General features: G+C 43.1%; 27 protein-coding genes and 3 pseudogenes. 10 read left to right on the top strand and 20 right to left on the bottom strand.

Annotated elements, in window-relative coordinates:
- The first annotated feature begins 23 nt into the window (after positions 1-23).
- The 4 genes and pseudogenes from DRB05_RS13465 to DRB05_RS23015 form a co-directional block, all read left to right on the top strand.
- Complete coding sequence (locus DRB05_RS13465) at positions 24-758, top strand: RHS repeat-associated core domain-containing protein (RefSeq protein WP_128727416.1); 735 nt, start codon at positions 24-26, stop codon at positions 756-758.
- A complete protein-coding gene (locus tag DRB05_RS13460) occupies positions 748-993 on the top strand; it encodes a hypothetical protein (protein ID WP_128727415.1) in 246 nt (81 codons plus the stop codon). The genes DRB05_RS13465 and DRB05_RS13460 overlap by 11 nt, the downstream gene beginning before the upstream one ends.
- Positions 993-1,367, top strand: coding sequence for a hypothetical protein (locus tag DRB05_RS13455; RefSeq protein WP_128727414.1), 375 nt, complete (start codon positions 993-995; stop codon positions 1,365-1,367). Before DRB05_RS13460 ends, DRB05_RS13455 begins: the two co-directional genes overlap by 1 nt.
- Before the next feature lie 183 nt (positions 1,368-1,550).
- Positions 1,551-1,707: pseudogene (locus DRB05_RS23015) on the top strand (transposase); the annotation flags it as partial.
- A gap of 63 nt (positions 1,708-1,770) precedes the next feature.
- Here the strand turns inward: DRB05_RS23015 and DRB05_RS23010 are convergent.
- Together DRB05_RS23010 and DRB05_RS13440 are read right to left on the bottom strand one after the other, a co-directional pair.
- Positions 1,771-1,848 (bottom strand): annotated as a pseudogene (locus DRB05_RS23010) (DUF479 domain-containing protein); the annotation flags it as partial.
- A gap of 11 nt (positions 1,849-1,859) precedes the next feature.
- Positions 1,860-2,216, bottom strand: coding sequence for a helix-turn-helix domain-containing protein (locus DRB05_RS13440; protein ID WP_128727413.1), 357 nt, complete (start codon positions 2,214-2,216; stop codon positions 1,860-1,862).
- Between the two features lie 144 nt (positions 2,217-2,360).
- Between DRB05_RS13440 and DRB05_RS13435 the strand changes: the two genes are divergently transcribed.
- The 3 genes from DRB05_RS13435 to DRB05_RS13425 are packed head-to-tail and all read left to right on the top strand — an operon-like array spanning position 2,361 to position 3,711.
- Positions 2,361-2,957 (top strand): NAD(P)H-dependent oxidoreductase, encoded by a 597-nt coding sequence (locus tag DRB05_RS13435; protein WP_128727412.1) that lies wholly within the window; start codon positions 2,361-2,363, stop codon positions 2,955-2,957.
- A 9-nt stretch (positions 2,958-2,966) separates the two neighbouring features.
- A complete protein-coding gene (locus DRB05_RS13430; protein ID WP_128727411.1) occupies positions 2,967-3,509 on the top strand; it encodes a peroxiredoxin-like family protein in 543 nt (180 codons plus the stop codon).
- 7 nt (positions 3,510-3,516) lie between these two features.
- On the top strand, positions 3,517-3,711 hold the full coding sequence (locus tag DRB05_RS13425; protein WP_240036247.1) for a hypothetical protein: 195 nt from the start codon (positions 3,517-3,519) through the stop codon (positions 3,709-3,711).
- Positions 3,712-3,812: 101 nt separating this feature from the next.
- Here the strand turns inward: DRB05_RS13425 and DRB05_RS13420 are convergent, their stop codons facing one another.
- The 8 genes from DRB05_RS13420 to DRB05_RS13385 form a co-directional block, all read right to left on the bottom strand.
- Entirely contained in the window at positions 3,813-5,783 is a 1,971-nt protein-coding gene (locus DRB05_RS13420; RefSeq protein WP_128727410.1) for a TonB-dependent receptor, read from the bottom strand.
- Positions 5,784-6,059: 276 nt separating this feature from the next.
- Entirely contained in the window at positions 6,060-6,416 is a 357-nt protein-coding gene (locus DRB05_RS13415) for a hypothetical protein (RefSeq protein ID WP_128727409.1), read from the bottom strand.
- Between the two features lie 235 nt (positions 6,417-6,651).
- On the bottom strand, positions 6,652-7,407 hold the full coding sequence (locus tag DRB05_RS13410; protein ID WP_128727408.1) for a hypothetical protein: 756 nt from the start codon (positions 7,405-7,407) through the stop codon (positions 6,652-6,654).
- Positions 7,408-7,568: 161 nt separating this feature from the next.
- Positions 7,569-8,342, bottom strand: a complete 774-nt coding sequence (locus DRB05_RS13405) for a M48 family metallopeptidase (RefSeq protein ID WP_128727407.1) — start codon at positions 8,340-8,342, stop codon at positions 7,569-7,571.
- Positions 8,305-8,691, bottom strand: a complete 387-nt coding sequence (locus DRB05_RS13400) for a TM2 domain-containing protein (protein ID WP_128727406.1) — start codon at positions 8,689-8,691, stop codon at positions 8,305-8,307. Before DRB05_RS13400 ends, DRB05_RS13405 begins: the two co-directional genes overlap by 38 nt.
- A gap of 19 nt (positions 8,692-8,710) precedes the next feature.
- On the bottom strand, positions 8,711-8,935 hold the full coding sequence (gene yidD / locus DRB05_RS13395) for a membrane protein insertion efficiency factor YidD (RefSeq protein WP_128727405.1): 225 nt from the start codon (positions 8,933-8,935) through the stop codon (positions 8,711-8,713).
- Positions 8,928-9,152, bottom strand: coding sequence for a DUF4177 domain-containing protein (locus DRB05_RS13390; RefSeq protein WP_010369821.1), 225 nt, complete (start codon positions 9,150-9,152; stop codon positions 8,928-8,930). The genes yidD and DRB05_RS13390 overlap by 8 nt, the downstream gene beginning before the upstream one ends.
- 110 nt (positions 9,153-9,262) lie before the next feature.
- Complete coding sequence (locus DRB05_RS13385; RefSeq protein ID WP_128727549.1) at positions 9,263-9,979, bottom strand: aspartate/glutamate racemase family protein; 717 nt, start codon at positions 9,977-9,979, stop codon at positions 9,263-9,265.
- A 359-nt stretch (positions 9,980-10,338) separates the two neighbouring features.
- Between DRB05_RS13385 and DRB05_RS13380 the strand changes: the two genes are divergently transcribed.
- Complete coding sequence (locus DRB05_RS13380; protein ID WP_128727404.1) at positions 10,339-10,773, top strand: hypothetical protein; 435 nt, start codon at positions 10,339-10,341, stop codon at positions 10,771-10,773.
- Positions 10,774-10,843: 70 nt separating this feature from the next.
- On the opposite strand, the gene DRB05_RS13375 is transcribed toward DRB05_RS13380, so the two are convergent.
- From DRB05_RS13375 to DRB05_RS13340, 8 genes are all read right to left on the bottom strand, one after another.
- Positions 10,844-11,983: a PepSY-associated TM helix domain-containing protein gene (locus DRB05_RS13375; RefSeq protein WP_128727403.1), complete on the bottom strand. Its 1,140-nt coding sequence runs from the start codon at positions 11,981-11,983 to the stop codon at positions 10,844-10,846.
- Positions 11,984-12,131: 148 nt separating this feature from the next.
- A complete protein-coding gene (locus DRB05_RS13370; protein ID WP_128727402.1) occupies positions 12,132-14,237 on the bottom strand; it encodes a TonB-dependent siderophore receptor in 2,106 nt (701 codons plus the stop codon).
- Between the two features lie 64 nt (positions 14,238-14,301).
- The gene (locus tag DRB05_RS13365; RefSeq protein WP_128727401.1) at positions 14,302-15,144 is read right to left on the bottom strand and encodes a helix-turn-helix transcriptional regulator; all 843 of its coding nucleotides are present in this window, start codon (positions 15,142-15,144) and stop codon (positions 14,302-14,304) included.
- 94 nt (positions 15,145-15,238) lie between these two features.
- Complete coding sequence (locus tag DRB05_RS13360) at positions 15,239-17,104, bottom strand: S8 family serine peptidase (RefSeq protein WP_128727400.1); 1,866 nt, start codon at positions 17,102-17,104, stop codon at positions 15,239-15,241.
- A 529-nt stretch (positions 17,105-17,633) separates the two neighbouring features.
- Complete coding sequence (locus tag DRB05_RS13355; protein WP_239966494.1) at positions 17,634-18,059, bottom strand: hypothetical protein; 426 nt, start codon at positions 18,057-18,059, stop codon at positions 17,634-17,636.
- Positions 18,060-18,088: 29 nt separating this feature from the next.
- Positions 18,089-18,874, bottom strand: coding sequence for a DNA-binding domain-containing protein (locus DRB05_RS13350; protein ID WP_128727399.1), 786 nt, complete (start codon positions 18,872-18,874; stop codon positions 18,089-18,091).
- Positions 18,867-19,697: a DUF692 domain-containing protein gene (locus DRB05_RS13345; RefSeq protein WP_128727398.1), complete on the bottom strand. Its 831-nt coding sequence runs from the start codon at positions 19,695-19,697 to the stop codon at positions 18,867-18,869. The genes DRB05_RS13350 and DRB05_RS13345 overlap by 8 nt, the downstream gene beginning before the upstream one ends.
- Before the next feature lie 85 nt (positions 19,698-19,782).
- On the bottom strand, positions 19,783-20,232 hold the full coding sequence (locus DRB05_RS13340; protein ID WP_128727397.1) for a hypothetical protein: 450 nt from the start codon (positions 20,230-20,232) through the stop codon (positions 19,783-19,785).
- 159 nt (positions 20,233-20,391) lie between these two features.
- On the opposite strand from DRB05_RS13340, the pseudogene DRB05_RS23005 reads away from it, so the two are divergent.
- Positions 20,392-20,607, top strand: a pseudogene (locus DRB05_RS23005) (hypothetical protein).
- A gap of 21 nt (positions 20,608-20,628) precedes the next feature.
- Here DRB05_RS23005 and DRB05_RS13330 read toward each other — a convergent pair.
- Both DRB05_RS13330 and DRB05_RS13325 read right to left on the bottom strand, forming a co-directional pair.
- On the bottom strand, positions 20,629-21,621 hold the full coding sequence (locus tag DRB05_RS13330; protein WP_128727396.1) for a helix-turn-helix domain-containing protein: 993 nt from the start codon (positions 21,619-21,621) through the stop codon (positions 20,629-20,631).
- Entirely contained in the window at positions 21,621-22,529 is a 909-nt protein-coding gene (locus DRB05_RS13325) for a GGDEF domain-containing protein (RefSeq protein WP_128727395.1), read from the bottom strand. The genes DRB05_RS13330 and DRB05_RS13325 overlap by 1 nt, the downstream gene beginning before the upstream one ends.
- Positions 22,530-22,879: 350 nt before the next feature.
- Between DRB05_RS13325 and DRB05_RS13320 the strand changes: the two genes are divergently transcribed.
- Complete coding sequence (locus tag DRB05_RS13320; RefSeq protein WP_128727394.1) at positions 22,880-25,669, top strand: TonB-dependent receptor; 2,790 nt, start codon at positions 22,880-22,882, stop codon at positions 25,667-25,669.
- Positions 25,670-25,678: the final 9 nt, after the last annotated feature.

Here is a 25,678-nt window from a genome sequence, read left to right as displayed (position 1 = left end):
AGTCGTATTGGCTCTCCGTTCATATGAACGGTCGGGTGTACGATTATAACCTTGGTCGGTTTATGTCGGTAGACCCGGTGATACAAGCGCCTGGTAACAGTCAAAGCTTAAACCCATATAGCTACCTGATGAACAACCCGTTAGCGGGTACAGATCCAACGGGTTATGTAGGTTGCGAAGAAGGTGCCGATGAGTGTCAAGTGCGAGAAGAACGAGTTACTAAGCCAGGTAGTCGAATTCAGCGAAAGCAGGTATCGCAAATTACTCAGACTACAAGCAATTCAAACGGTGGCACGACAACGATAACCGCAAACTATAATCGTAGTGGTAAGTTGTCTGGGGTGACGGTCGAGACCGGGGATAATCGTACCAGTGGAGGATTGAGTAGCGACCAACTTAGTCAAATATACTCCGATACAGCCTCAACCATTGGTAATGGAGCCGCAGCAGCGGTCGGTAATTTGATTCCAGATATGGTCAATGGCATTGCTGACTGGACTGAGCGTTTTCTTCATCAAGATTCAGGTTCGCTAGGCAGGATAGACAAATGGGTAGATGTAGATAATGATATTGCCCAAGGCATTGCTAACGACTTTAGGAAAGTAGGTTCAGTTTTACTTGCAAATACCCCTCTACGTGCTAGTTCCTCTGCTTCAATGCGGTTACCTTCTGGTGGGCTATCTGGGAACATGGTTGCCCAACCCAAGTTATTATGGGGGCGAAATGCAGAACAAATAGCAGCTACTATTGACTGCTGAAGGTTATCAAGTCGCATTAAGGCAATCGACAAGGGGCTCTGGTAACGCAGCAATCATTAAAGTAGACGGACATAAGCAAGTTACACAAATCCAAGTTCATGCAGGTGGTGGCAGACATGGTGGCGCTTATTACAAAATATCGACCAGTACCAAAGGTAAAGTCTGGGTTGTTAACCCTGCAACATTTCGTGCCGACCTTAACCAAAAAGGCACAATAGTAAGTGGAGTTAATTAATGGTTAGCGAACAATTTGAATGGGCATTATTAGCATTAGCTCAACCTGCAAAAGTTCAACTTGGGTTGTTTCCTGATTTTGCTAACGCGGCAGATGAGCTAGCGTTAAGCTGGGAAGAAGCCCTAGAGGATACTGATTTGGATGAGCTTTCTGATAACGCAAGAAGCGCCATCAAAGAACTTGATGACTATATGTTATCTATTAGCGGTCAAGAGAATGCAGAGTTGTGGACCAATGAATCGGTATCAAGCAGTGTTCAATGGGCGAAGATGAGAAAAATGGCTAACAGTGTAATTAAAGAGTTTGGCTGGATAAAATCCTCTCCTCATAATCCATCATGGGCAATTTATGTTCATGATGACGAACCCACTTAACTGAGCCTAAAACAATGCTCAGGATCCCATCATCACAGCTTATATAGCTAATAATACGGCAGCAGCTTTGCAAGAAGCTCTTTAAGGTAAGTCAAGAAAAAATGATGGACACCCACCTCAACTTGCATGTTGGGGTGGCTTGTCTAAGGTTTTAGTTCTTTAAATTCTAAGTTCAAGGAGTGAATGGTGGGATTAGTGGGGAAGCGGCAAATCAGTTTGTCAGATACATCCTATTATTATTGTGTTTCGCGCTGTGTTCGCCGTGCTTTTGTGTGGTGAATACAAATTTACGGGTAAGCCATATGAGCATCGCCGAGGCTGGGTAGAAGAACTGCTGCTGTTTTTTAGCTCAGGTAAAAACTTTGAAAGACACCCACTGCTGTCCACGCTATGTCTTTGTTCTGCCAAAGTCGCCAAGCAGACTTCCAAAATGAGAATCTGCATTAGGCTGTGCTAAGTACAGGTATGCTAGATATTTCAAAGTGGTTACCGTTAAATTTGATGGGATTCTGACCAAATCCTAAGTTTATCTAAAATACTCAATGCGGTTTTGCCGAAATCGGTTAATTCATAAGTTACAGCAACTGGTCGGTCACTTATCACTTTTCTAAGTACCATTCCTTCACTTTCAAGTTCCTTTAGGCGTTGGTCGACCATTTTTTTGCTGGCACCGCCAAGCATACGAGTTAAGTCATTGAACCTTACTGGCTCATCTTTAAGGTGATAAATAATGGAACCTTTCCACTTTCCGCCAATTAAACGCATACCTTTTTCAATAGCGCAGGGTTCAGTGCATGCATTTAACACTTTTTTTCTACCTTTACTGTCTGTTTTTACGATACTTTCCATCAATCCTCCTAAAAAAACAACTAGGTTACTAAAAGTATACTAATTGCCAACTTAAATTAGGTAACTAAAATATACCACATATAGATTGAGTAGGAGAGTGTCTCTCTTACTTATTTTTGCTGAAATTTAGTTTGGAGTTGTTTTATGAGCACTACTGATCTTAAGAACGTATTAATTATTAATGGCCATCAATATTACCCATTCTCCGAAGGTAAGCTAAATGCAGCCTTAATTGATAAGGTAATAACTATGCTTGAAGATAAAGGTTATAACACGCGCGTAGTGACAATGAGTGATGGGTACGATGTGGAAGAACAATTAGCGCTTCATCAATGGGCAGACATTGTATTTTTGCAAACACCAATTAATTGGATGGGCGTGCCTTGGTCGTTTAAAAAGTATATGGATGAAGTATACACAGCAGGCATGGGGGGAGCTCTATGTGTTGGCGACGGTCGCACAGAAGCAGCACCAAAGAAAAACTATGGTATGGGTGGCACGTTGACCAACACCAAATATATGATGTCTCTCACCTTTAATGCGCCGGAAGAAGCCTTTAATGAACCAGATGAATTCTTCGACGGCAAGTCAGTCGACGATTTAATGTTCCCTATGCACATGAATTTCAAGTTCTTTGGTATGAAGCCAATGGAAACATTTGCGTGCTTTGATGTGATGAAAAATTCAGATGTTGAAAACGACTTCAAACGTTTTGAAGCGCACATTAACAAGCATTTTTAAGGAGCAGTCATGAGCGTTGAATATACTACTAAGTTGCACGCGGGAGCTGATTTTCCTGTAATTGAAGCAAAGCTATTAAATGGTGATATTAAAAAGTTGTCTACGCCTGAAAATGGTTTGGACTGGAAAATGGTTGTGGTTTACAGGGGGCAGCACTGCCCACTTTGTACACGCTACTTAAACCAATTAGAAAGTGTAAAAGACCTACTTGCTGAAACTGGCGTAGACTTGATTGCCGTTTCTGGCGATAGCAAAGAACAACTGGACAGTCATATGCAAAGACTTGATGCGACGTTTCCTATCGCCTACGGTCTTACTGTTGAACAAATGGAAGAGCTTGGGTTGTATATATCAGATCCAAGATCACCTGAAGAAACTGATCATCCATTTGCTGAGCCGGGGCTATTTGTAGTCAATAGTGAAGGAAAAGTTCACGTAGCAGACATTTCAAACAACCCGTTTATAAGACCTGAACTTCAGTCACTGCTCAGTGGCTTAGATTGGATACGCAATCCTGCTAACAACTACCCTATTCGTGGTATGCATAAATAGGGGGGCTATGAAAAACGCTGTATTGCCGAGTGTTATTTCAGCCCTTTTGCTTGGCAATGCGGTGGAAGAAGACGCAATAGCCGAATCTGCTCATATCGTATCTCCAAACCAATATGAATTTATGCTAGAGAACCGAGAAGTTACCGTGCGTAAGGCGACACTTAAACTGTTTACGTCAAAAAAGGTGGCAAGGCGACAATAACAACGAGTGAAAAAGACACCCATTTTTAAACTGTAACGATACAGTGGGTGTCTTTATATGCCAATATGAAACTGTATCGTTTCAGCAAAGCTCAGAAATAATTAATGACCAAACTTAATGCGGATCCCTGCATTGATCGTAAATCCGTCGTTACGAGACCAAATATCAGTTGTCCATCGTCCACTCGGAGCCTGTTGAGTTAGCAATATTGGCTCTTCTTTAGTTTGCCGAACATTGAGCAAGTTCTCAGCATTTAAGAAGTAACTTACGTTACCAAGAGTGATTTGACCAAGTAAGCCTAAGTGCCAGTATGCGTCGCTTCTATCACGGTAAGGGTTATTTTCGAGATGCTGTGTACCAGTATAATAAGCTTCAAAGCCTAGTAGGTGACTGCCATGCTGCTCCCACATAATTACCGCACCAGCAGAATGTGTTGGTGTTAGGGTTAATGGAGTTCGGCCAGTGCCTAATCCGCTCAGTTTTGTTGCGTCAGTATATAAGTAGCTTCCAGTTATTTTGATGTCATGCCAGCGGTATCGCAAAAGCAATTCTGCGCCACGAATTTCGGTCTGGCCTGAGTTATTCACTAATCGAACGTGGTTATTTGTATTCGGGCTTTGGGCTTCGATGACCTCAAGTTCAGTGACATTGTCGACATCCGAGGCAAACAGGGTGACACTTGTTTCAATGTCATCAAATACATAGCTGAGATCAATAGATGCTGTAGTCGCCAGTTCCTCCTCTAAGTTACTGAAAGGCTCAAGGCGAGATAGGCCACTGTCTTCAATATCTTCAATAAAAGGTGTCGGCGCAAAGAAGCCTTGACCGTAGGAGCCGCGAATTGTCCAGCTGTTTGGATTGTACAAAATGGATGCGCGTGGACTAAACTGAGTGCCGTATTCACTGTGCCAATCGGTTCTGGCGCTTAATGATATTGAAACGTCTTTTTCTGTGTCATAGTCTATCTGTGAAAATAACCCAGGTACTTGATAGTTATAGTTAAACTCTGAAAAGTCATCAGACTCAAAGCGGTCAGACTGATAAGCTACTCCAACAAGCCAAGCAATAGCTTCACGATAACCCGATACACTAGATTCAAATAAGTAACTTTCATGGTTATCTGTTTCTTGAGTCATCCCATAAACATGGTCATGCTCCTGATGCATCGCTGAACCACGAACACTGAGGTTTATTTCTTCACTAAGTGGTTGGTCGAAAATAAAACCGCTATCTAACCTTAATGAGTCTTGGTGTTGAGGAAATGATTCGCCAGTAGGTAATGTATCCGTTTGTTGCGTACCACCTTCACGATTTTCTTTCATCGCACCAAACGTCCAATAGAGGTTGGCACCGTCTTCATCTTCCCAATAAAAACGTGGGCGAACGGTCGCGCGCTCATAGCCTGCTATATCAAGCCAGCCATCCTCATCTAAATCTTGCTGAGCTTGATGATGAAGTCCCAGAGTAATTGACGCACGAGTACTTGAGTTCAGTGGGGTTGCAAAATAGGAGGTAATATCTTGACCACTTTTTGATGTTGCATTGAGTAGCACTTCACCTTCAAATTCATCCCCTGGTGTACGAGAGATAAGATTAATCACCCCGCCTAAGGCTGATCCACCATACAAAGAAGAAGCTGATCCTTTGATAATTTCAACATTGGCTAAGTCGGTTGGAGGGATTTGAAGCAACCCAATTGACGCAGTTTGTCCACCATATAATGGCAAACCATCACTAAGTAGCTGGGTATAGCGACCATACAGGCTTTGCAATCTTATGTTGGCACTGCCTAAAGCAGGAGAGGTATTTTGTACTCGTACACCGCCAGTTTCAGCAACTAGCATAGAAATATTTCCGGGCCGCATTAAGGCTTTTTCTTGGATTTCTTCATTATTGATAATTTCAGTTCTAGTTGCCGATTCGTTCACGATCCGACCAAGTCGTGACGCGGTTACTTGAATTCTCTCTATTTTATTCTGGTTATGTTCGTCATGATGTTGGTGTTCTCCTGCATAAGATACAGACGGGCCAAGTAAGATAGCCAGCGCCACCTTTGAATATTGATTAAGCATGTTTTACCTCAGGTAATGCAAAACACTGCGAAGTTTTTTATTAGTTTAATACCAGCTCAAATTGAGGAGAAAACCTGACGCGAGCTACGTTAAAGGCTTATTATTTAGAACGACTAAATAATATTTTCGCCTTGCCCACATGGGTGTAGATACCTTGGCGATAGCAGGGTGCGGTAGCTGTGTTATCGACAAGATTTTTTCGCCTCAAAATAAACCGCTTAATTAAGTCAATTGGTATAACTTTCGCAGCATATAAATTAAATTTTTAGTAAGAATTTAGTTTGGCTGTAGCCTAAGCGGTAAAATAGGAGGCCGATAGAATGAGGTCGCAATACTATGAATATCTGGAGTCGGAGTCGATCGTACAGGACCACCAAAACGAATGAGTTCTGAGGAAATAGGGTTTATAGGAATGTATGCAAAGGTTGCACAGGTGTTTTCTGGGCAAATGCAATCGTTTTCGCAGCAATCTGTGTCACAACAATCATCTGCACCTTGCTGGTATTCGTTTTGAGATTCAAATGTGATTGATTGCGTGATAATAATGTCATCATCAGGTACAAAAAAGGGAGATGCTAATGCTTGCCCAACAAAGGCAACCAAGATTGTCATCATAATAAGTAGTTTTGACATTCCCTTACACATAATAATCTCAACTCGAAACTGCTGCACATTGTAGGGAATAATTTTATATAAGTGAAGCGTATCGGAGACGATAAATGAGCGCTGATTATAAAAGCCTGTGGCGTAGCGATACTAAAAAGTTAAGAAAGGCTGTTTATTATCCAATATGAACTCAGGTTTTGGGTCAAGGTGGAGTTATTCCACCTTTTTTGAAATACGTATAGCGACTTAAAAATTATGTAAATTAGAAAGTAAATTTCAGATCTCTAATAACTCTTGATTGGATACCTCTAATCAAGCTATTTTCTTTAAGTTCACCGTTAAAATGACCTGTTCTAACTCTCTGAATTTCCATGTCAAATTCACATGGTTTTGAAGTTGTAATCTGTTCTAGATCTATGAGGCCAGCGCTTTTTGCATTGAATGTATTGTTGGTCGAGTTTCCAAACTGTGTTGAGAAAGAGCCAGTCACTAACCCGCCCGTATTATTTGAACATGCATAGTTAACGATAAGGGATGCGTCACTAGCTGAGTCTATTCCATCAATATGAATTTCAATATTTTCATCATATCGAAAAGTTTTCTTTGCTTCGGGGGTAAGTACCAAAAAGCCCAAAGGAAGCTCAACAGACGCTGAAGCATTTGCTTCTTTCTTGCGATCTAACTGGATCGTATATAGGCTGTTACCAGTTACAACTGAGGATCTGCCCTCGTAATCAATATCTAGAATGTCAGTATCTTTAGTCAATTGGATTGTCTGACCATTTACGATCGCTCTTAGTGTATCGCCTTCGCTTAAGTTTACATTAGAGCCGAACGAGTCCCCGACGTTTAGCTCAGCCACAATTCGGGCTCTCTCTCCATTTGAAGTTATTGATATATCGGCACTAATTGCATTTGTTTTCAGCAGATCAGATTCTGTCTCAGATGTACAAGCCGTAAGCAATGTGCTGATACTGGCTGCGGTTATAAGTAACAGAGAAGATTTGGTTGATTTCATTTTTTACCCGTGATTCATTTAAAGGCAGATTTTCCAACTTAGAAACAGCGATGGCAAGTTAAAAAATGTAATAGGGTTGTACGGTAAAAGGAAATAATCACTGTTGTTTGCAGGGGGATTTAACAATTTTTTGGTATCTCAGTGCTATTTTCGTTTACGGGTCACGGGGTTTGTTTGAGCTGCTCGATGCGTTGCTCAAAGCTTGGGTGTGTGCTTAACCAACTATGCTGTTCGTCGCTTTCTTTTGCGAGTTTTTCGAATATAGAGATCATCGCATTACTATTACCATACAGCGCAATTAGCTTTTCTTGTGCGTACAAATCAGCCTCGAGCTCAGCTTGTTGAGAGTAATTTTGGTTGATACCTAACATTGCGCCTTGCATCATAAGATCTGATAGCGCAGAGATGTCACCCAATACGACACTCAAACTGACAAATACGATAGACGAGCTTACAAGTGATTCCATTACGTGATTATGCTCCACATGACCAATCTCGTGGAGTAACACAGCACTAAGCTCTTGCTGAGTTGTTGCCAGTTCGACCATGTTGTCTGTGATCACAATGGTACCATTGGCCAGAGCCATGGCGTTGGCTTTATCTTTCCACTGCCTAAGTTCAAGTTTAAACTCACGTTCACTCGATGCATTGGCGCCAAGCAATGAGACAAATAGGGCTCGGGTCTCTTGCTGTTTGATTTCACTTAATTTTGATTCAGAGAATTCCGAATTATCCAGCTCGTTTAGGCTACCTTCGTCGATGACTTGGTAGATTGGTTTGGGCAATGAGGCTGAGATTTCTTCAGCGAAGTAAGGCACACCTTTGGTATAAAACTGATAACCACTAAATAAAACGACCACAACCGTGGCCGCTATAATCCAAAGCCAATGAGTTTGCTTAGACTGTTTGATTCTGCTGTGTATCTTTGAGCTCATCTAGTACTTCTCGCATCACATCGATGTTGTATTTTCTCACTATTTTTTGGCTATTAAATAACTGAGGTAGCTCAATTAAACACACTAAAATTAGTAGTATCCAGCCATAAAAGAGAATAAACACAAGCCCTAATAGCATTAAAGTGAGGTTAATTGCACCTCGTGCTGTTTTTCCTAGATAAAAGTGATGTAAACCTGCGGCAAAAAAGTAATTGAGTACCGCGTAGGTATCAGGATCTTTTACTAGCTGTTCTTCCAGTTGGTAGTACTGCTTGCGCGCTTCAGGACTTAGCTGAGCAACTTGGTCTCTCAACGCCTCTTCTTGTTCTCTTAATGCTATTTCGTCCATGCAAACTCCTAGGATTAGGTTACGGTAGGGGATCTGACTTTACTTCAATACAATCTGGGTCATTGCAGCGCCTAATCCGACAAAAGCCGATACGCACGCCTTTAAAGAAGCCGTACTTTTCGATTGCTTGATAAGTATATTCAGAACATGACGGCGTAAAGTTACAACTTATATTGAAGTGGGTTTTTGCTCCACCATTCGCTTGATAGCGGCGAATGGCAGACAGAGCAAAGTGTTTAAGCACGCTTACGGCCCAGTGTTAAAATCACGGCTTCGCGGCTCCAAAATAACATAAAACGTTTGTTTTCGATAACTTGGAAAACAAGTTGCCAGCCATCTTGCGCTTCCATATTTAAAGTTGCTTCAAGCTTTTTTAACGGTAATCCACTTGAGCCAAGTAACAGTGTGCCGCAGCCACCTTCAACTACATGGATAACTTTATATTCGTCGTATTGGGTCATAATACATCCCTGATTTAATTAGAATAAGTGAGATTTAATTCTATAGTAGCCAAGTAATCGCGACAATAGCGATTTCGTTGTTATTTTTTTAATTACAACAAAGTTTGATATTACTCATGAATAAAGCAAGATGTTGCCCCAAGTGACCACTCTACAACGGCTTCAGCATGAAGTTTAGTCGTGTCATAAAGAGGGATTTGAGTATGCCCTTGCTGAACGAGCAAACCTATTTCTGTGCAGCCTAAAATAATCCCTTCAGCCCCTTGTTGATAGAGTGCGTCGATGATGTCTAGATAAGTTTGCCTTGAGCTTGCGTTGACTTCACCGCGACATAATTCGTCATAAATGATGTTGTGAACTAAAGCTTGTTGGTCCCCATCAGGTGTTATGACCTCAATGCCGTGAAGGTCTTGTAATCGTGCTTTATAAAAGTCTTGCTGCATCGTAAATCTCGTACCTAACAGCGCGATGCGTTTTACGCCGTCATCTTTAAGTCGCTTCGCGGTTGCGTCGGCAATATGCAGTACAGGCAATCCTGACGCTGCGCTAATTTCACCTGAAATTTTATGCATAGTATTGGTACAGATCACAATGGCATCAGAGCCTGCAAGCTTCAACGAAGTAGCCGCACCTGCCAAAATGGTGGTCATTTTCTGCCAATCACCAGCTGCTTGAAGCTTGGCAATTTCGGCAAAGTCGACGCTATACAAGCAAAGCTTGGCACTGTGTAGCCCGCCAAGCTCTGCTTTAACGGTTTGGTTGATAAGCTGGTAGTAGCTTTGTGTTGACTCCCAACTCATACCGCCAATTAGCCCAAGTTGTTTCATCATATTGACTCCCCTATTAGCCGTAAGACTAATATAGCGCATCTGATATTAATAGAATTACCGCTATAATTAATTTAATGGGTGAAAGAGCGTATCAGGTTCGTTAGAAGTTTTTCACTTAGAAGGGCTGAATAGTAAAGTGTTTGGCTTGACTATAGAAATGAAAGTACCTTGAGAGCTCAGAATGCGAGAGCGGAACGAAGAAAGTTATTTCCTGCTTCAAAGAGCACGTATTATTAATATAACTTGCCCATTTGCAAACTTGCTCAGACAAAGTGAAATTGTCACATTGTTAAAGTTGACAAAGTCATATTGGGTTATTAATGTTTCCTTTTTGAAAACAAAAAGGGAAAGTAAGAATGTTGGTTAAACTTTTCGCTACATTGGTGGCAAGCATAACGCTTCTATGTTCGGCTTCTGCAAACGCAGAAATTGCAGTGGGTGGCGGTTATCAATATGGTGGCGTACTTGGGCTAAAACTCTCGAAAACAACGGGTGACCATGTCATGTTTGCCTCAATAGGTTTAGTTGGAGGTGCCTTGGGTTATCAATACGTGCTTACTGCAGACCGTAAACACACGATAGGTTTAGTGTTAGGAAGTGAGGCAATAACAAGTGAAAAAGGCTTTGCTGCACTAACGTATAACTATTTTACTCAGGGGGCAGATAAACCAGGTTGGACTTGGGGTGGCAGCGCGGGTGTTAGGCGAGAGGATGAAGGCGGATCTTTTGCAAATATCGGCGACACTGATACAAAAGCGTTGGTTGGTCTTCATTTAGGCTATCGCTTCTAAGAAGATAAAGGGAGCTTTATATTGCTCCCTGTTACTTCAAGTTCGGTTGTGACTCCTGACGGCAAATGTGTTAACTCATTAGAGGTGTTACCTTCCGGTTTTTCTTACTCTTGTGTCTTTTGCGCTTTCTTTGCCACCATAAATATAGCCCGGTAAAACCAAGTAATACGGGGGCGAGTCCCATAATGCACCAAATTATTTTACTGGTAAGCCCTGCAAAGTGGCCAAAGTGGAGTTTTCTAAAACTGTCAATTACCCTGTCTAAAGTAGACGCCGTTCGAATATCGTAGGCAAAGGTTTGTTTACCAGATTGCGCATCAAAGCTAACCGTTGCTGCATAGTTACTAATGAACGGGTTGGCATCGGCCACGCTGCCAAAAATGGTAATGTTGGTTTGCTCTGGCTCAAATGGAAATAGCCAGTAGGTCGGTTTAAGTCCGTCAACCGCACGATGGCTTTGGGCCATCATGGCATCAAAATCTAATGCGTGGTTAAACATTGTGTGAGTGACAATATGGTGCTCATCTTCTTGATGCTCAAAAGCCTCGTGGTAATACTCCACTGCATTAAAGTAAACGCCAGTAATGCCAAGCGCGAGTAATACCGGCGCACTCCAAATACCAATTACCTTATGCAGGTCGCTCATAATGACGAGTCGAGGAGCTTGTCGTCTAAAGCTAAAGAATCGCCGCCAAAAGCGCCGATATATCACTAAGCCGGACACACCAAGCAAAGTAAAAAGTATGGCAACAACTAAACCGATAACGACACCCATGTGTGGAAAGGTTTTGCTCACATCATCAAGTAGTAAGGTGTAATGTAGGTGGAGAATAAAATCAGTAAAGTCGCTGTGAATACCCACAGGCTCGCTTAGCATTTTGCCTGCGTACGGATCTAGATACGTTTTAAACCACGTGTCTGTGCCATGCTTTAATAAATAGACTCGATCAGCTTCGTAGCCGTCATCGAATATTTCCCAGCTACCAATTTCATAATTTGGGTGGGTGTCTGCGACATAGTTAACGAGCGCCTTCATGGGCTGACGTTGGACGTCTTGATCCTGGTAAGTCAATGTCGCTTGTGTTGGAAGTAATAGGCTATCTATCTCGAATTTAAACACCAACATGCTACCCGTGACTGACATAACGGCGAGCGGTAGTATCGCGATTAATGCCATTGCACTGTGCCATTTAAATAGTGTTTTACGCATTGTTTTCCTTTGATTTAAAGCTAAATAAGAATGAACAAAGAGATGAATTAACAGGGACACCCACCTTAATGCTTGCAGGCGCATTAAGGTGGGTGTCCGTTTAAATCTTTCAGTCTATGTCCTTCCGTAAACTCTCCTATATGAGTGACTAAAAGCGGTAGTGAAGACCAACATCGGCTTTACGCTCAGCACCCATCCAGCAATTGCTTTCGTCATAGCATGCACCAACGTATCGCTTGTCACTGAGGTTACTAACGCTAAAGGTGATCCTGGCTTGCTCGCTGAGTTCATAATCAAAGGCGATGTCGAATAAGGTATAGGATGGCACGGTATCTGAGTTGTATTTGCCAACATAACTCTCGCCAACATACCGAGTACCAACACTCACTTTTAGTGCGTCTAGCAGGCTTGGATAATAGTTTATCCAAAGCGAAGCGGTGTTATCTGCAACCCACACCAAGCGTTTACCTACCAAATCTTGGTCTAATTCATTTTTAGTGACTTTCTGGTCTAGATGCGTGGCATTGAACTGCACATCAACCTGTTCGTTAAAGGTGTGAGAAGCCTCGAGCTCAATACCTTTTGACTGGATTTCACCAGCTTGGGTTTTCGTGACAAAGTCTTTGCTGTTAATTATTTCGTTCTGCTTAGTGAGATCAAATACCGCAAATGTTAGCTGCGTATCGCGAGATTGATATTTAACGCCAAGTTCCCATTGTTCTGCTTCAGTTGGCTTGAAGGCTTGTTGAGTTGCGCTATCTTCTCCTGCAATTGGCTCAAATGACTGACTATAGCTTACGTAAGGTCGCCAACCAGAATCCAGCTGATAAAGTGCGGCAATTCTTCCGGTGAGTTGGGTGTCATCAATAGTTGATTCCGTTTGCCACTCGGTGCCTGCGTAGTTTTTGTCAGCAATAACATCACTGGTGAAACTGTCGTATCTAAGACCAGCCAATAGAGTTAGCGCTGATATTGTCACTTCGTCTTGGACGTAAAGCGCGCGGTTACTTTGTTCAATATCGTGCGCTTCGGTATAAAAGTTAAGTGGTAAAGCGCTTATATCAAACGCTGCATAATTGGGCGCTGCTAGATTAATACTTGGTGTGCCTGTCCCGAGTGTATCCCAGTATCCAACGGTTGAGCTTAAGGTTTTGTATTCAAAACCCAAGAGCAAGTGGTGTGATGAATTGCCAACGGTAAAGTGAGTAGACAATTGGTTGTCTAAAACATAGCCATGTTGCGTTTCATCGGTTTTATATGCTGCACGGGCAAGTATGGTATCGCTATCTGCTATTAAATTTTGGTTGTAGGTATTTTGCTGCAGGCCTTCTGCATCGGTGTAACGCCAGTTGGCAAACAAAGACCAATTGTCAGACAAACTGTGTTCCAGCTTTAGCCCTGCCATTAGCGTTGTCCTATCAAAATTAGCCCAATTGATATCGCCTGCAAATGCATCGGCATCTAGATAACCGTAACTTGCACGCGTGAGCGTACCAACACTATGTAAGGGAGTAGAAGGTATGGCTTTGGGATCGTCTTGGTAATAAAGCTGTGCAGTTAACGCCGTATCATGGTTCGGTTGCCAGCGCAGTGAGGGTGCAAATACAGTGCGTTCTTCTTCCGTTGTTTTTTGCTGGCCATCACTTGTTCTTGATAGCGCAATGGCACGATAGCTCAATTCATCAGAGATAACACCGCCATGGTCAACGCCGATTTCTTTGAGCGCTCTGCTACCTACTCTCAGACGAACCTGTGTTTGCTCAGTGCCGTTAGCAAGCTTTGCGATTTGGTTCACCATGCCACCTGGCGGTGCTGAGCCATAAAGCACTGATGCTGGGCCTTTTAGCACCTCAATGGTTTCGGTGGCAAAGGCATCAACTTGAGGGTATAAATTCCAAAGGTTATTGGATTGCAGTTCTAGGCCATCGTAATAATTTCGATAAGATTCAAAACCGCGAATAGTGTATTGGTCAAAAATGGTGACTGTACTGCGGCTTTCTGGTGTGATACCTGAAACATAGCGTAACGCAGCATTGACCGAGTCAGCTTGACGTAGCTGCAGGGTATCTTGATCTATATGAGAAATAGAAAAGGGCGCGTTGATTGGTGCTAAAGACGACTTTGTTCCGGTACTTTTATATTGGCTACCTTGAACTTCTATCCTTTCTAACTCATCTTTTTGGCCTTCATTGGCGCTGGTGGTTTGAGAAAGCAGTGAGAGGCACACTGCAGCATAGAGCGTGTTAATTTTCATTGTTCTACTACTATGGATAATGAGAGTGATTCTTATTATATATATTTGCACGGTTCAGTTTTGTCTAAGAGTGCACTCGTTGTGAAATTTGCTTGGGTGAAAGAGAAAATAATTGCTTAAAACGACGGCTGAAGTGCGCCTGATTTTTAAATCCGCTATCAATAGCGATTTGATTTAATGATGCAGAGCTATTAAGTAACTCAAAATAAGCATGAGTGAGCCTAGTGCGGATAAGATATTCACTGGCACTCAGATCAGACGCGGCAAATAGTTTGTGAATATAACGTTTTGACCAGCCTGAATGGTCACATAGCATGTCGATACAAAATGCTTCATCATTTGCATGTGTAGAGATGAGCTGTTTTAACTCCGCTAGCGGCGACCTTGGTAATTGGGTCGGCTGGCAAGCACTTAGATGCAATACAATTTCATCTTCTAGCCATTTTGCCGCTGTTAAATTTAACGTTGTGGCGGTTAAGGCGCTTTTGAATAATGTTGCTAGGCCAAAGGGAATGGTCAGCGCTTGACCATGCTGAAGTCGTTTGCCGGTTCGAGAGGCTAGCCAATTGATTGGAAAGTTGAAGCTAACAGCGAGGTATTGTGTAGGAAGGTGAAACACATGTTTTTGATTTGCTTCAAGATAGATTAGCTGCGTTAGATCAGCACGCTGTAAAGACTGTTCAGTCAACCACCAACCACTTCCTTCAGTGATAAGGATCAAACTACCATAGTTTTCAGGCATCATCGCCGCAGTTTGCGCAGAGCGATGGTAAATAATACCATCGAGTTTTACTTGCGAGATGCTACTACAGGTGAGTGGTACTTCGTTGTGTAGCTCACCGTCAGATACATGGTCATAAAACCCTTGATGTAATAATTGGCTGTAAAGATCTAATACAATACTCATTAAAAACAAAAATGGCGGCTCAAACGAGCCACCACTGTACTTGTTTTTTCAATAAACCCCAAACGAAATGAGATTTATTTGTAACTAATTTAGTTTAGTGGCTCGCAACAAGTGTTACGCCAGAGAAGCTAGAGTAGCCACGCAATTTGATGTAATAGGTTGCGCCTTGGCCTGAACTTAAACTACAAGACTCGTTATTACCATTTAAGAACGGACGACAGTCATAGGTTGATGTTGTAGGCGCTGCACCTTTACGAACATACAAATCTGCATCGCCAGAGCCGCCAGAACTTGCTACTGTTAATGTTACATTGGCCGGGACGTCAATGGTGTATAGCAACTCTTGGCCAGATGAACCAGCCAAACCACTTACTGGAATGCCATTTTCTAAGCAGTTGCTACCACAGCCGCCAGGATCTGATGAATAAGTGCCTGTGAGCGTTGCATTTGCATACGCAGAGTAACCATTTAGCATCACGTACCAATCACCAGCAGTCGGATTAGTGAAATCGCATGATTCATTGTTACCGTTTTTATAAGGGCGGCAAGCGTAACTATTCAGCGTTGGTTGTGTGCCTTGCTGTACATACAGGTCGGCATCACCAGTACCACCAGCAAGTGAGAAGTTCAGTGCGCTTGCGCCTGCTGGAACAACCAACTTATAGAAGGTTTGCTGACCAGATGCACCAGATGTACTGACGCCTTGGCCGTTAACTAACTCTGTGATTGGATCAGGATCTGGGTCCGGATCCGTACCACCTGCGAGCGTGTATAGTAGTTCATTAGGCGAACCGCTTTGTGGATTAGAGACTTTACCTTTTGATGAGCGTTGGCTCAGCAAGCTATCAATTTGTGATGGGCTTAGACTTGGGTTTTCATCCAAATATAGCGCAACAGCACCCGCAACGTGCGGCGCGGCCATCGAAGTACCACTGATGGTATTGGTTGATGTATCTGAGTTATACCAAGCTGAAGTAATACTTGAACCCGGCGCATAAATATCTAGACAGTTCCCATAGTTTGAGAAGCTTGAGCGGGCATCGCTGCTGGTGGTTGAACCCACAGTGATTGCATCAGCTGCACGTGCAGGTGAGTAATTACAGGCATTGCTATTGTCATTACCCGCCGCAACAACAAAGCTAACGCCTGAGGCAACTGCGTTATTTACTGCGTCATCAACCGCTTGAGAAACACCACCACCCAAACTCATGTTAGCAACGGATGGGCCTGATGCATTGTTTTTAACCCAATCGATACCAGAGATAACGCCTGAATATGAACCCGAGCCGTTACAACCCAATACTCTTACGCCAACGATATTGACGTTTTTCGCTACCCCATATTCACCGCCACCGATTGTGCCAGCAACATGGGTACCATGACCGTTACAGTCTGTTGCATCATTGTCATTATCAACAAAATCATAACCATGTGATGCACGGTTACCAAATTCATTGTGGCTAATGCGAACACCTGTATCGATAACATAGGCCGTTACGCCAGTACCATCAAAATCATAATGGTAGTTTGAGTTTAGTGGTAGATTACGTTGATCTACGCGATCTAAACCCCAAGTTGGATTAGCTTGGTCGCCGCTTGCTGTGATAGCGGGGGTCACTGTAACCATTTGGTCTTGTTCGATATAGTCAATATTAGGGTTATTAAGAAGCCCTTTTAGTTGTTTTGCAGATGCATTAATGACCACACCATTTAGTACACCACCAAATTCTTTTGTAATGCTTACGTTATGTTTGTTTTCTAACGCTTTTGCCTGCTTATTAGCGAAGGCCGCAATTGCTTTGCTGTTTTGAACGTTAAGGACTGAAGGGGTGCTAAATACAACGATGTATTGATCTTTAATTGCTTTGTTTGATTCTACGTTAAGTATTTTAGCGGCTTGTGCGTTGACTGAAGTCAAACCCGCTAATACTGCAAAACTAATAGCACTTAATTTACGCATTTTGTTGTTCCTTGCATGTTGTTTTGTTTAATTGTGTTTACCAATCTCAAGGTTATGAACTTATCTAGCTGCTGTAGACGCGTTATTCACCAAAGTTCAACGCTTGGTTGCGTTTGTTTTAAGTTAATGAACAACACCAGCTAAATGAAAATTGCACATAATTTCGACTGGTTACACTAGGATAGAAGTAAAGCTTAAAAAATAAACAAAAAATACAAAAAAAATTTACAATACATTTCTTAGTGCATAAATTAGCTTCTAAATTGAATGAGATATTTATTTATTTCTTTGCATATTATCAATAAATACAGGTGGTTAGTTTCTATTTTGGAAAGAAGGTAAGACTGCGAAAAAGGTGAAATAAATAGGTATGAAAAATTCAAACAAGCATGATGAATATGAATTTTGTTAATTTATCTTTACATTTTAGGTTGTGGTGTGGCTCCCCTATGAAGAGGTGGTTCGAGCAAATATAGAGCTAGATAAGCTCCCCCTCTAGAAAAGGTATTAGGGCGAGTAGAGCGCGGCGCTAGTCTAAATCGCTCAACAGTATTTTGATTTCTCCTCTCACTTCGTCGATGTTTTGGACTAACAATGTTACTGATTGAGGCTCTGTCTGAATTGATTGCCAGTTTTCACTCCATGTCATACTCAGCGTGGATGCTTCTAGTTTTATAGCGTCATTAGTCAGGTAGCTAAAGTCATTGAGCAAACCGACTTTAATCCACCCTTTGCGCGGATTACCATTGATCATGTCTTTATCGTAATGAGAAAGATAAATCAGCTGCTCGAGCTCGGCGAGCTCTTTCAGCATTTCGAAGCAAGCGGTACGGATATTATTGTTTCGCTCAGTCTCTTCTAAGCGCCAGATATTGTAAGAAAAGCCAACCAAGGCGAAAGCCATGCTCACTATTAAACTTAACTGATACAGCTTTAACTTTTCTTTGATCTTCATTTTCTGCGCCGATTTGTTGAATATCTTGGTTATATGGCAACTTTAAAGCCACTAAACCATCCCAAGTTAAGCCCTTTTTGTAGCAACTGCATCACCATAGCCGTGCCTTGTGCTAGATCATCACTTTGCTCGGCCGCGTATTCACAGACAAAGCTAAAAGGCAGCGCATTGTTCATGCTTTGTAGACAAGCAAATTCTGCTTCCGTTAACGAGTGATACCCAGTGCGCATATCGCGCTCTCTGGCGAGTATCCAGTAGTTTGGCTTTATCGACACTTCAGGAACTGGTGTACTGTTCTTTAACGCTTGCCAGCTGTCGACCGCATTATGTGTAAATCCCAATAAGTGAACGCTGGGGTGCAGGGTAAACTGCAAGTTTGGAAATTGTGCAGCTGCAATTTTTTGTAGGTGCACCAGTCCCAATTGAGGCGCATCTTCTGCGTCAAAAGCACTGAGTAATGTACGCTCAAATTGTGCAATTTCAGTGAGAATAGGGTAGCGTTTAAATGGCTCAAATTGACTTAAATATTCAGGAAGCGCATCGCCAAACTGGCGCAATGAAGTCGAACGCGAAGGAAAGTGCTCTAGATAGCCCGAAAACATCTCATCAAACAGTGCATCACCTAAATAAAAGCCAAGCATTTCATGATCTTGTTCTAGCACTTTTTTTAATCTGATGTGGTAAGCGTTAGTGTATATTTGCGCACGTTGCGCGACATTTAGGCCGTTTTGATATTCAATTTCAGCCATTAACTGGCTGTCATCGCCTTTTAGCATCGCAATAAAGGCGTGTTGCAGCGCGACGAGATCAGCCATATGTTCTCCAACTGCTAGGGGCTATTCCTTTGGCCAAGTTCAGCTCTTGTAACAATCCAGCGAGTTCAGGAAAATTATCATCACGCTCAATCATGGTGTTAATGGGGGATCTATTTTGGGTGTATTGTCGATATAAACTCCACACCTCTTCACAAATGGGTTGGTCATGAGTATCAACAATATGCGTCCCAAAATCACTATGGCCAGCCAAGTGGATTTGAGCAACCGCTTGTGTTGGTATGGCGTTTAGGTAAGTCATTGGGTCAAATTGATGATTGCGCGAGCTTACATATACATTGTTTATGTCGAGCAATAACTGACATCCGGTACGCTGGTGCAATTCGCTCAAAAACGCCCACTCTGTCAGCTCAGATTGTTTGTAGTTTAAATAACTTGAGACATTCTCGAAGATCATTGGACGCTCAAGGTAGTCTTGTACTTGATTGATTCTTGCGGTGAGATGTATCAGCGCTTCTTCGGTGTAGGGAAGTGGCAATAAATCATGGCTATTAAATTCGCCTAAGCTGCTAAAGCAGAGGTGATCTGACACCCATTCGGGTTCAACCCGTGCGATGGTGCGTTTAAGTTGGGCAAGGTAATTCATATCTAGGGGCGAAGTACTGCCTATCGACATCGATACCCCGTGCATCACAATGGGGTATTGCTCTTTAATCTGCGAGAGGTAATACCAAGGCTTGCCGCCGTCGACAAAGTAATTTTCAGAGATAATCTCAAACCAGTCCACTTGTGGTCGGGTATCGATAATAGAGTCAAAATAACACGTGCGTAGGCCAAGACCAAAGCCCAAAAAGGGTACTGACATAATTGCGCTCTTTTAATGCATAGTGCGCGTTTATCTATCGCAACCAGAATCTTGATAGATAAACACGCGCCGAGGTTAACGCTTATTAGCTTTTCACTTTGCCGCCAATATCAGCACAAGCTTTTGCTGGCATGCTGACAAATCCAGTCCCTTTGCAAGAAGCGTGTCCCGCACAAGCATTACTTGCGGTTTTACAATCGTTATGGCCTCCGCAAACGTTGACATCGTGACAGTGCACAAGGTCGGCCTTTGCGACACTGCCAACCCAGGCGTCTTTTTGATTGCCACCGACATCACTACATGCTTTACTCGGCATCGCAACAAAGCCGGTGCCTTTGCAAGAAGCTTGTCCTGAGCAGGCATTACTCGCTGTTTTACAATCATTATGCCCACCACAAACATTGACATCATAACAATGCACTAAATCTGTTTCAGCTGTCGCAGCTTGTGCACTCGTGGAATTATTCTCTGTACTATTACAACCCACTAAACCCGCAACCATCATCGCCATTGCAGCGCCCGTTAATGCTTTCATGTTTTTAATCCTCTTTGTTATCAATTAACGTGCTTAGCTTCGGCCAAGGGGCTGCTTATCTTTCAAGTTTGTTTTTGCAGCAGTTTGATTGCCATTTATACAAGGCAGAGCCAGCGTAGCATAGTTGTTCTATGTAAGTCTGGCGATAACACAGTAGAAATGGCAATCAAGCGCTGCCCTTCGGGTTCAACTGAGTGTGCTTCGTTCTTTGTTGCTCAACTTTAGCTTAGCCCACTATGCGGCAAGTCGAGCGCCGCGATCAAAACTCACTCAGGAGAACAAAAATCAAACAGCAAAGGTAAGCAGCCCCTGGGATTATCGAAACGCAGTCACGTTATAAAAGACCTAGTAACCGCAAGATCCATTTCAGTGTAGAAGAAAAAATGGGGGATAAAGTTAAACTTTACGAAAATAAGAAGGCGTTAATCCCGTCCAGCGCTTAAAGGCACGGCGAAAATTAGTGATGTCGCTAAACTGTAAAGCGGTTGCAATTTGTTCATTGGAATAGCCTTGCTCAGTCACATAAAACATGGCTTGTTGACGATGCAGTCTGTCTTTTTCGTTAATAAAAGTAGTCTGATGCAGCTTGAGTTTGCGTTTAAAAGTTGCAGCGCTCATGCCCATCATTTCGGCGATTTGCTCACTATGATATTTAGGATATTTTAATTGCAAGCGGTGCAGCTGGGCGAGAAACCCACGCTGTGGTGAGGGTAAGGCCTTTAACTGCCGAGCCACTAAATAAGGAAAAGTGCCAATTTGTTGCTGAGCTAAAGCTTGGTTACTCATTACAACGGCAAAATCACTGTGATCAAAGCTGTAAGTTAGATGTATATGGCTTAAGTATTGCGCGACTTGTTTTGGTTTTGTATACGGAAACTGCAATGTCAAGGTGGTTTCTGGGCTGCGCCACTTAAGGTAGCCACAACAAAGGCTTGCCATGGTTTCGCATAAAAATCGCGTGACCGCAGGCTTACCTTCTGCAATGGCGGGTGAAAACAGTAAATGGCAGCTTGTTTCTGTCTGGAGTTTTCTAACGTGGTAAAAAGGCAGTATATCCAAACCTTTAAGCAGAAGTACTTTGAGTAATTGCTGTATGTTGTGGCAATTAAATAGCAGCTCGGCATGGTGACTGATTAGCGTATTAAGTAGGTATTGGCCGTAAATAAAACTGACTTCCTGACAGCTCGCCTGACTGATAAGGTTGCTTACTATTGTTTCAAACTGCTCATAACTAATGAAGGTTGGGTTAGCGTGCAGATCGGTATAAAACAACTTACTGCCTTTCAAAATAATGTCTGCATGTACACCGCGCTGAGAAGCCAGCTCCACTAAGGGGAGTGCAAAATAGCGACTCGCAAGTTGTTTTGTTTGGCACTCAAAATAGGACATTAAGCCGCAGCTACCTTGGTCTGATTCAGCTCGTTCACAAGCGCTGCTATCAGAGGTTCAAATTCACAGTGTTTGTCATCAACTTCGATACAGCTCCATCTCACAGCACTATATTGCGGCTGGTTTTCACCGTCATCATAGTTGGCATGGCGGGCGATAAATTCTGCCGCACGGTTGGCAAAAGCTTGGGCTTGAACATGATTGGTTTGTGGGTGAACGACCACAAATTTATCCGCTGCAAAACGACACAGCAGATCACTCTCACGCATGCTCAAAGAGAGCATATCGGCTATATCGCGCAGTAACTGATTACTTTTTTGCATACCATGCTGGCGAGAATAAGCGGCAAAATTACAAATGTCGAATAGCGTTAAGCAAAATGGGCTAGTGTCATTGGCAAGGCGAGATTGTTCGTGGCGAACTTGATTTTGCATATACTCTACGCTGTAGAGGCCGGTGACAAAGTCGGTCATGCTGTGGTCACGATAAAAACGCTCTTTTTTCATTAGGGTTTGATTGAATATGCTTTGTTCTTTGTACCAGTAATAGGCTGAAATACTCATCAGTACCATGCCAAAGCAAGCAGGGATCGCTTCAAAACTGGTTAAATAATGGGGCGTGAACACCACCATCTCATCTAAAAAATCCCACAACATAGAAACATACATGGCACTCAACCCTGCAAACAGTAGGTTAGTGACGAGCCCTTTTGGTCGAGTGAGCAAGGTCACCGCAATCCAAATCAGTGTCATCAGCGTGAGGCCGCCTTCACCAAGGCTATCGAGCCAATTGACGTCCGACAGCGGTCGCAGTACTGAGGTATAGGCCGTGATGGTAATGGCAACTAGTGTGAGTAGCACTAGTAGCAACCACCGCGATTGATGAAGTAAAAAAGGCTGAAGTTTCATGTTTATTGTCTAGTCAAAATGTAGAGCGATATAGTAAAAATTTGCGCTTGGTGCTTATAGGGTCAATTTAGCTCAGTAAAGGCGATGTTTTTATGACAAAAACCGCAACATTTTTGCATAACAGCAGCTAGCAAACCGATTGATATACATAGCTCAGGTTAAGCACCGTTGACAAAACCCTAAAGGCTTGGGGGTCATATCGGCTCAAATTCACACGTTCGGCCGTCATAAACGCCCTGTTATAGGCTGCAGCGCACTCAAGTGAAATAAAAGCGTCACGTTTTCGCATTAGGGTAGCCGCGACGTTTTAGCGGGGCGCTAAAATTCTACTCAACCTGTGCGAGCAAATAATGAAAAAAAACCTACCGACAAGCTTTACGCTTTCTGCTGTTGCTATGATCTGCGCTGGACTGACGTTAAGCTCAGCTGCAAATGCTAACACCCTAACAGGGCAAGTTAGCTCCGTATCGCAAAAGAGCCACTTTCAAGGGGCAAAAGTGGTGATCAAAGAATTAGACCGAACCCTTATCTCTGAGCGAGACGGGCGCTTTACCGCAACCAATCTCCCTGCGGGTAATTATACGCTTGAGATAAGTTATCTTGGGGCTGAAACAGTGACTAAAAGCATCACGATTACTGATAACCAAGTCACTAATGTTCAAGTACAGCTTGGTTCTCAATCGGGCCAAATGGACGATATTATTGTTGTGGGGCAAAGAGCCGGACAAGCAGGAGCACTAAACCGACAAAAAAATGCTCTCTCACTTAAGTCGATCGTCAGCGCGGATTCCATCGGTCAATTGCCGGATCAAAACGCAGCAGAAGCACTGCAACGGCTGCCTGGACTTTCCATTCAACGAGATCAAGGTGAAGGCCGTTTTGTGGCAATCCGTGGGATCGACCCAAATCTCAATAACGTGACCATCAATGGAGCCAACGTGCCTTCTCCTGAAGCGGGCGTGCGCTCAGTGGCGATGGATGTCATCCCAAGTGAGTTAGTGCAAAGCCTAGAGGTGAGCAAAACGGTCACACCAGATATGGATGCATCGGCGGTGGGTGGTAGCATCGAAGTAAAAAGCCTCAGTGCTTTTGACCGAGAAGGGCAGAGCTACAGTGTAACGTTACAAGCTTCACACAATGAGCAGGTGAGCGAAACTAGCCCAAAAGCGTCGTTTAGTTTCACCGATGTTTATGCCGCAGGCAAAGAGTTGGAAGTTGGGCTTGCAACGGCGGTATCTTGGTTTGAGCGTGAGTTTGGTTCTCATAATATGGAAACTGACGGCGGCTGGATGGAACTAGAAATGGACGATGTGAGCTCAGGAGAAGAAGTGGGCTTCTTTGGTGCTGAGGAAATGGAGCAGCGCCACTATCGTATTACGCGAGAGCGTTTAGGGGCGGCACTGAATCTTGATGTGCATCACAAAGGGTTTAACAAATACTACTTACGCACGCTCTACAGCAAGTTTTCTGACGATGAATTTCGTCAACGCAATGAGTACAAGTTTGACAAAGGCGATGTATTTGCCGATGAGCTAAGCCAAAATGCGGCCTATTTCTCAGGTGCAGAAATGGATAGAGATACCAAAGACAGATATGAAGAGCAAAGCATTTTATCTGTGGTTTTGGGCGGCGAAAACTTAGTGCAGGATTGGTTTATTGAATACAGCATTGGCTACTCGAAATCAGATGAAAGCGAGCCAAATCGCTTGGATACCTCATTTGCTGGAGAAGACTTTGCGCTAGGGTATGTACTGGATGGTAAGACTCCTACGCTTGCAGCGGATGAAGCTTCCCAGCAGCTTAGCAATTTTGAAATCGATGAAATTGTCTGGGAGAACAACCTAAGTGAAGATGAAAATACCAGCTTTAGACTGGATTTAACTAAAGACTTCACTTTACTTGGTCACAATGCGCAAATTAAATTTGGTGGTAAATATGCCGACCGTGAAAAGTTTAACCGCGTTGATGCCAAGCTATATGACGGCGGCTTTGATGACCTAACGGCGAAAGACTTTGCCGCCTATGAGCCTGAGTATGAGCTTGGGGCCTTTGGTCCGGGTTTAAGTCGCGGCCAGATCCGCGACTACTTCTACGGTAATCGCAGTGCCCTTGAGCTAAACTCGCTTGAAACTGACATTGAAACACAAGGTCGCTCATATACCAGTGAAGAAACCGTCACCGCACTCTATGCCATGTTGACGGTCGACATTGATAAACTCAATGTTATTGCAGGTTTTAGATACGAAGACACAGATTATGCAACAAGTGGTAATCGTGTTGAACTCATTAATGATGAAGTGAATGACGTTGAACGCGTCGAGATCAATCAATGGCAAGTTGAAGATAGCTACGACCATTTATTACCAAACTTAACATTACGCTATGAAATCAGCGATAAGCTGATCACCCGTTTTGCCTATACACAAACTCTTGCGCGTCCAAGCTTTGAAGATGCAGCAGCATTTCAAATCATAGAAACAGAGACCACAGAAGATGACGGCGAAATTGAAATTGAGCGTAAAGCCGAAGTCGGAAACCCAGACTTAGACCCATACAAGTCAACAAACTATGACGTTTCGGTAGAATATTACCCCGGTGCGATTGGCGTGTTATCTGCGGGTGTTTTTCACAAAAACATCGATAATTTTATTACCAAAGCCGAGGTGCAAGATAACGGTCAGTGGCAAGGCTATAAAGAAGTTATTCAAAGCGTTAATGGCGGCGCGGCTAAACTGACAGGGGTGGAGCTTGCGTACACGAAGAACTTTCAAAACGGTTTGATGTTCTCAGCTAATGGTACATTTATTGACGCAGATGACAATCTACCAAACCAATCCGACACCGTGGGCAATCTGATGTTTGGTTATGAAAATAGCCAAATAAGCGCAAGGTTAAGTGCGTCATACAAGAGCAAAAGCTTTTTGTTTGAAGAGAACAAGCAGCGCGTTTTCCAAGACGACCACCTACAACTCGATTTAAGTATGAAGTACTTTTATACCGAGCAAACTCAGCTTTATTTCAACGCGATCAATTTAACCGACGAGCCGATGAGTATTTATCAAGGCGATACTCGTTACAACTACCAATACGAAACCTATGGCCGTTCATTTGAGCTTGGAGTAACGGTAACGTCTTTCTAAGAGAGAAGT

Origin of the sequence: Pseudoalteromonas sp. A757 (assembly GCF_004103285.1) — a bacterium.
GTDB lineage: Bacteria > Pseudomonadota > Gammaproteobacteria > Enterobacterales > Alteromonadaceae > Pseudoalteromonas > Pseudoalteromonas galatheae.
This window is presented reverse-complemented; position numbering and strand designations above follow the sequence as displayed.

Excerpts from the sequence above, each read along its gene's own strand:
- DRB05_RS13440 (WP_128727413.1), bottom strand. The coding sequence starts at position 2,216 with ATGGAAAGTATCGTAAAAACAGACAGTAAAGGTAGAAAAAAAGTGTTA.
- DRB05_RS13435 (WP_128727412.1), top strand. The coding sequence starts at position 2,361 with ATGAGCACTACTGATCTTAAGAACGTATTAATTATTAATGGCCATCAA.
- DRB05_RS13345 (WP_128727398.1), bottom strand. The coding sequence starts at position 19,697 with ATGTCAGTACCCTTTTTGGGCTTTGGTCTTGGCCTACGCACGTGTTAT.
- DRB05_RS13375 (WP_128727403.1), bottom strand. The coding sequence starts at position 11,983 with ATGCGTAAAACACTATTTAAATGGCACAGTGCAATGGCATTAATCGCG.
- DRB05_RS13370 (WP_128727402.1), bottom strand. The coding sequence starts at position 14,237 with ATGAAAATTAACACGCTCTATGCTGCAGTGTGCCTCTCACTGCTTTCT.
- DRB05_RS13380 (WP_128727404.1), top strand. The coding sequence starts at position 10,339 with ATGTTGGTTAAACTTTTCGCTACATTGGTGGCAAGCATAACGCTTCTA.
- DRB05_RS13350 (WP_128727399.1), bottom strand. The coding sequence starts at position 18,874 with ATGGCTGATCTCGTCGCGCTGCAACACGCCTTTATTGCGATGCTAAAA.
- DRB05_RS13360 (WP_128727400.1), bottom strand. The coding sequence starts at position 17,104 with ATGCGTAAATTAAGTGCTATTAGTTTTGCAGTATTAGCGGGTTTGACT.
- DRB05_RS13400 (WP_128727406.1), bottom strand. The coding sequence starts at position 8,691 with ATGGACGAAATAGCATTAAGAGAACAAGAAGAGGCGTTGAGAGACCAA.
- DRB05_RS13330 (WP_128727396.1), bottom strand. The coding sequence starts at position 21,621 with ATGTCCTATTTTGAGTGCCAAACAAAACAACTTGCGAGTCGCTATTTT.
- DRB05_RS13410 (WP_128727408.1), bottom strand. The coding sequence starts at position 7,407 with ATGAAATCAACCAAATCTTCTCTGTTACTTATAACCGCAGCCAGTATC.
- DRB05_RS13390 (WP_010369821.1), bottom strand. The coding sequence starts at position 9,152 with ATGACCCAATACGACGAATATAAAGTTATCCATGTAGTTGAAGGTGGC.
- DRB05_RS13425 (WP_240036247.1), top strand. The coding sequence starts at position 3,517 with ATGAAAAACGCTGTATTGCCGAGTGTTATTTCAGCCCTTTTGCTTGGC.
- DRB05_RS13365 (WP_128727401.1), bottom strand. The coding sequence starts at position 15,144 with ATGAGTATTGTATTAGATCTTTACAGCCAATTATTACATCAAGGGTTT.
- DRB05_RS13385 (WP_128727549.1), bottom strand. The coding sequence starts at position 9,979 with ATGAAACAACTTGGGCTAATTGGCGGTATGAGTTGGGAGTCAACACAA.
- DRB05_RS13355 (WP_239966494.1), bottom strand. The coding sequence starts at position 18,059 with ATGAAGATCAAAGAAAAGTTAAAGCTGTATCAGTTAAGTTTAATAGTG.
- DRB05_RS13415 (WP_128727409.1), bottom strand. The coding sequence starts at position 6,416 with ATGTCAAAACTACTTATTATGATGACAATCTTGGTTGCCTTTGTTGGG.
- DRB05_RS13455 (WP_128727414.1), top strand. The coding sequence starts at position 993 with ATGGTTAGCGAACAATTTGAATGGGCATTATTAGCATTAGCTCAACCT.
- DRB05_RS13465 (WP_128727416.1), top strand. The coding sequence starts at position 24 with ATGAACGGTCGGGTGTACGATTATAACCTTGGTCGGTTTATGTCGGTA.
- DRB05_RS13325 (WP_128727395.1), bottom strand. The coding sequence starts at position 22,529 with ATGAAACTTCAGCCTTTTTTACTTCATCAATCGCGGTGGTTGCTACTA.
- DRB05_RS13320 (WP_128727394.1), top strand. The coding sequence starts at position 22,880 with ATGAAAAAAAACCTACCGACAAGCTTTACGCTTTCTGCTGTTGCTATG.
- DRB05_RS13420 (WP_128727410.1), bottom strand. The coding sequence starts at position 5,783 with ATGCTTAATCAATATTCAAAGGTGGCGCTGGCTATCTTACTTGGCCCG.
- DRB05_RS13340 (WP_128727397.1), bottom strand. The coding sequence starts at position 20,232 with ATGAAAGCATTAACGGGCGCTGCAATGGCGATGATGGTTGCGGGTTTA.
- DRB05_RS13430 (WP_128727411.1), top strand. The coding sequence starts at position 2,967 with ATGAGCGTTGAATATACTACTAAGTTGCACGCGGGAGCTGATTTTCCT.
- DRB05_RS13405 (WP_128727407.1), bottom strand. The coding sequence starts at position 8,342 with ATGAGCTCAAAGATACACAGCAGAATCAAACAGTCTAAGCAAACTCAT.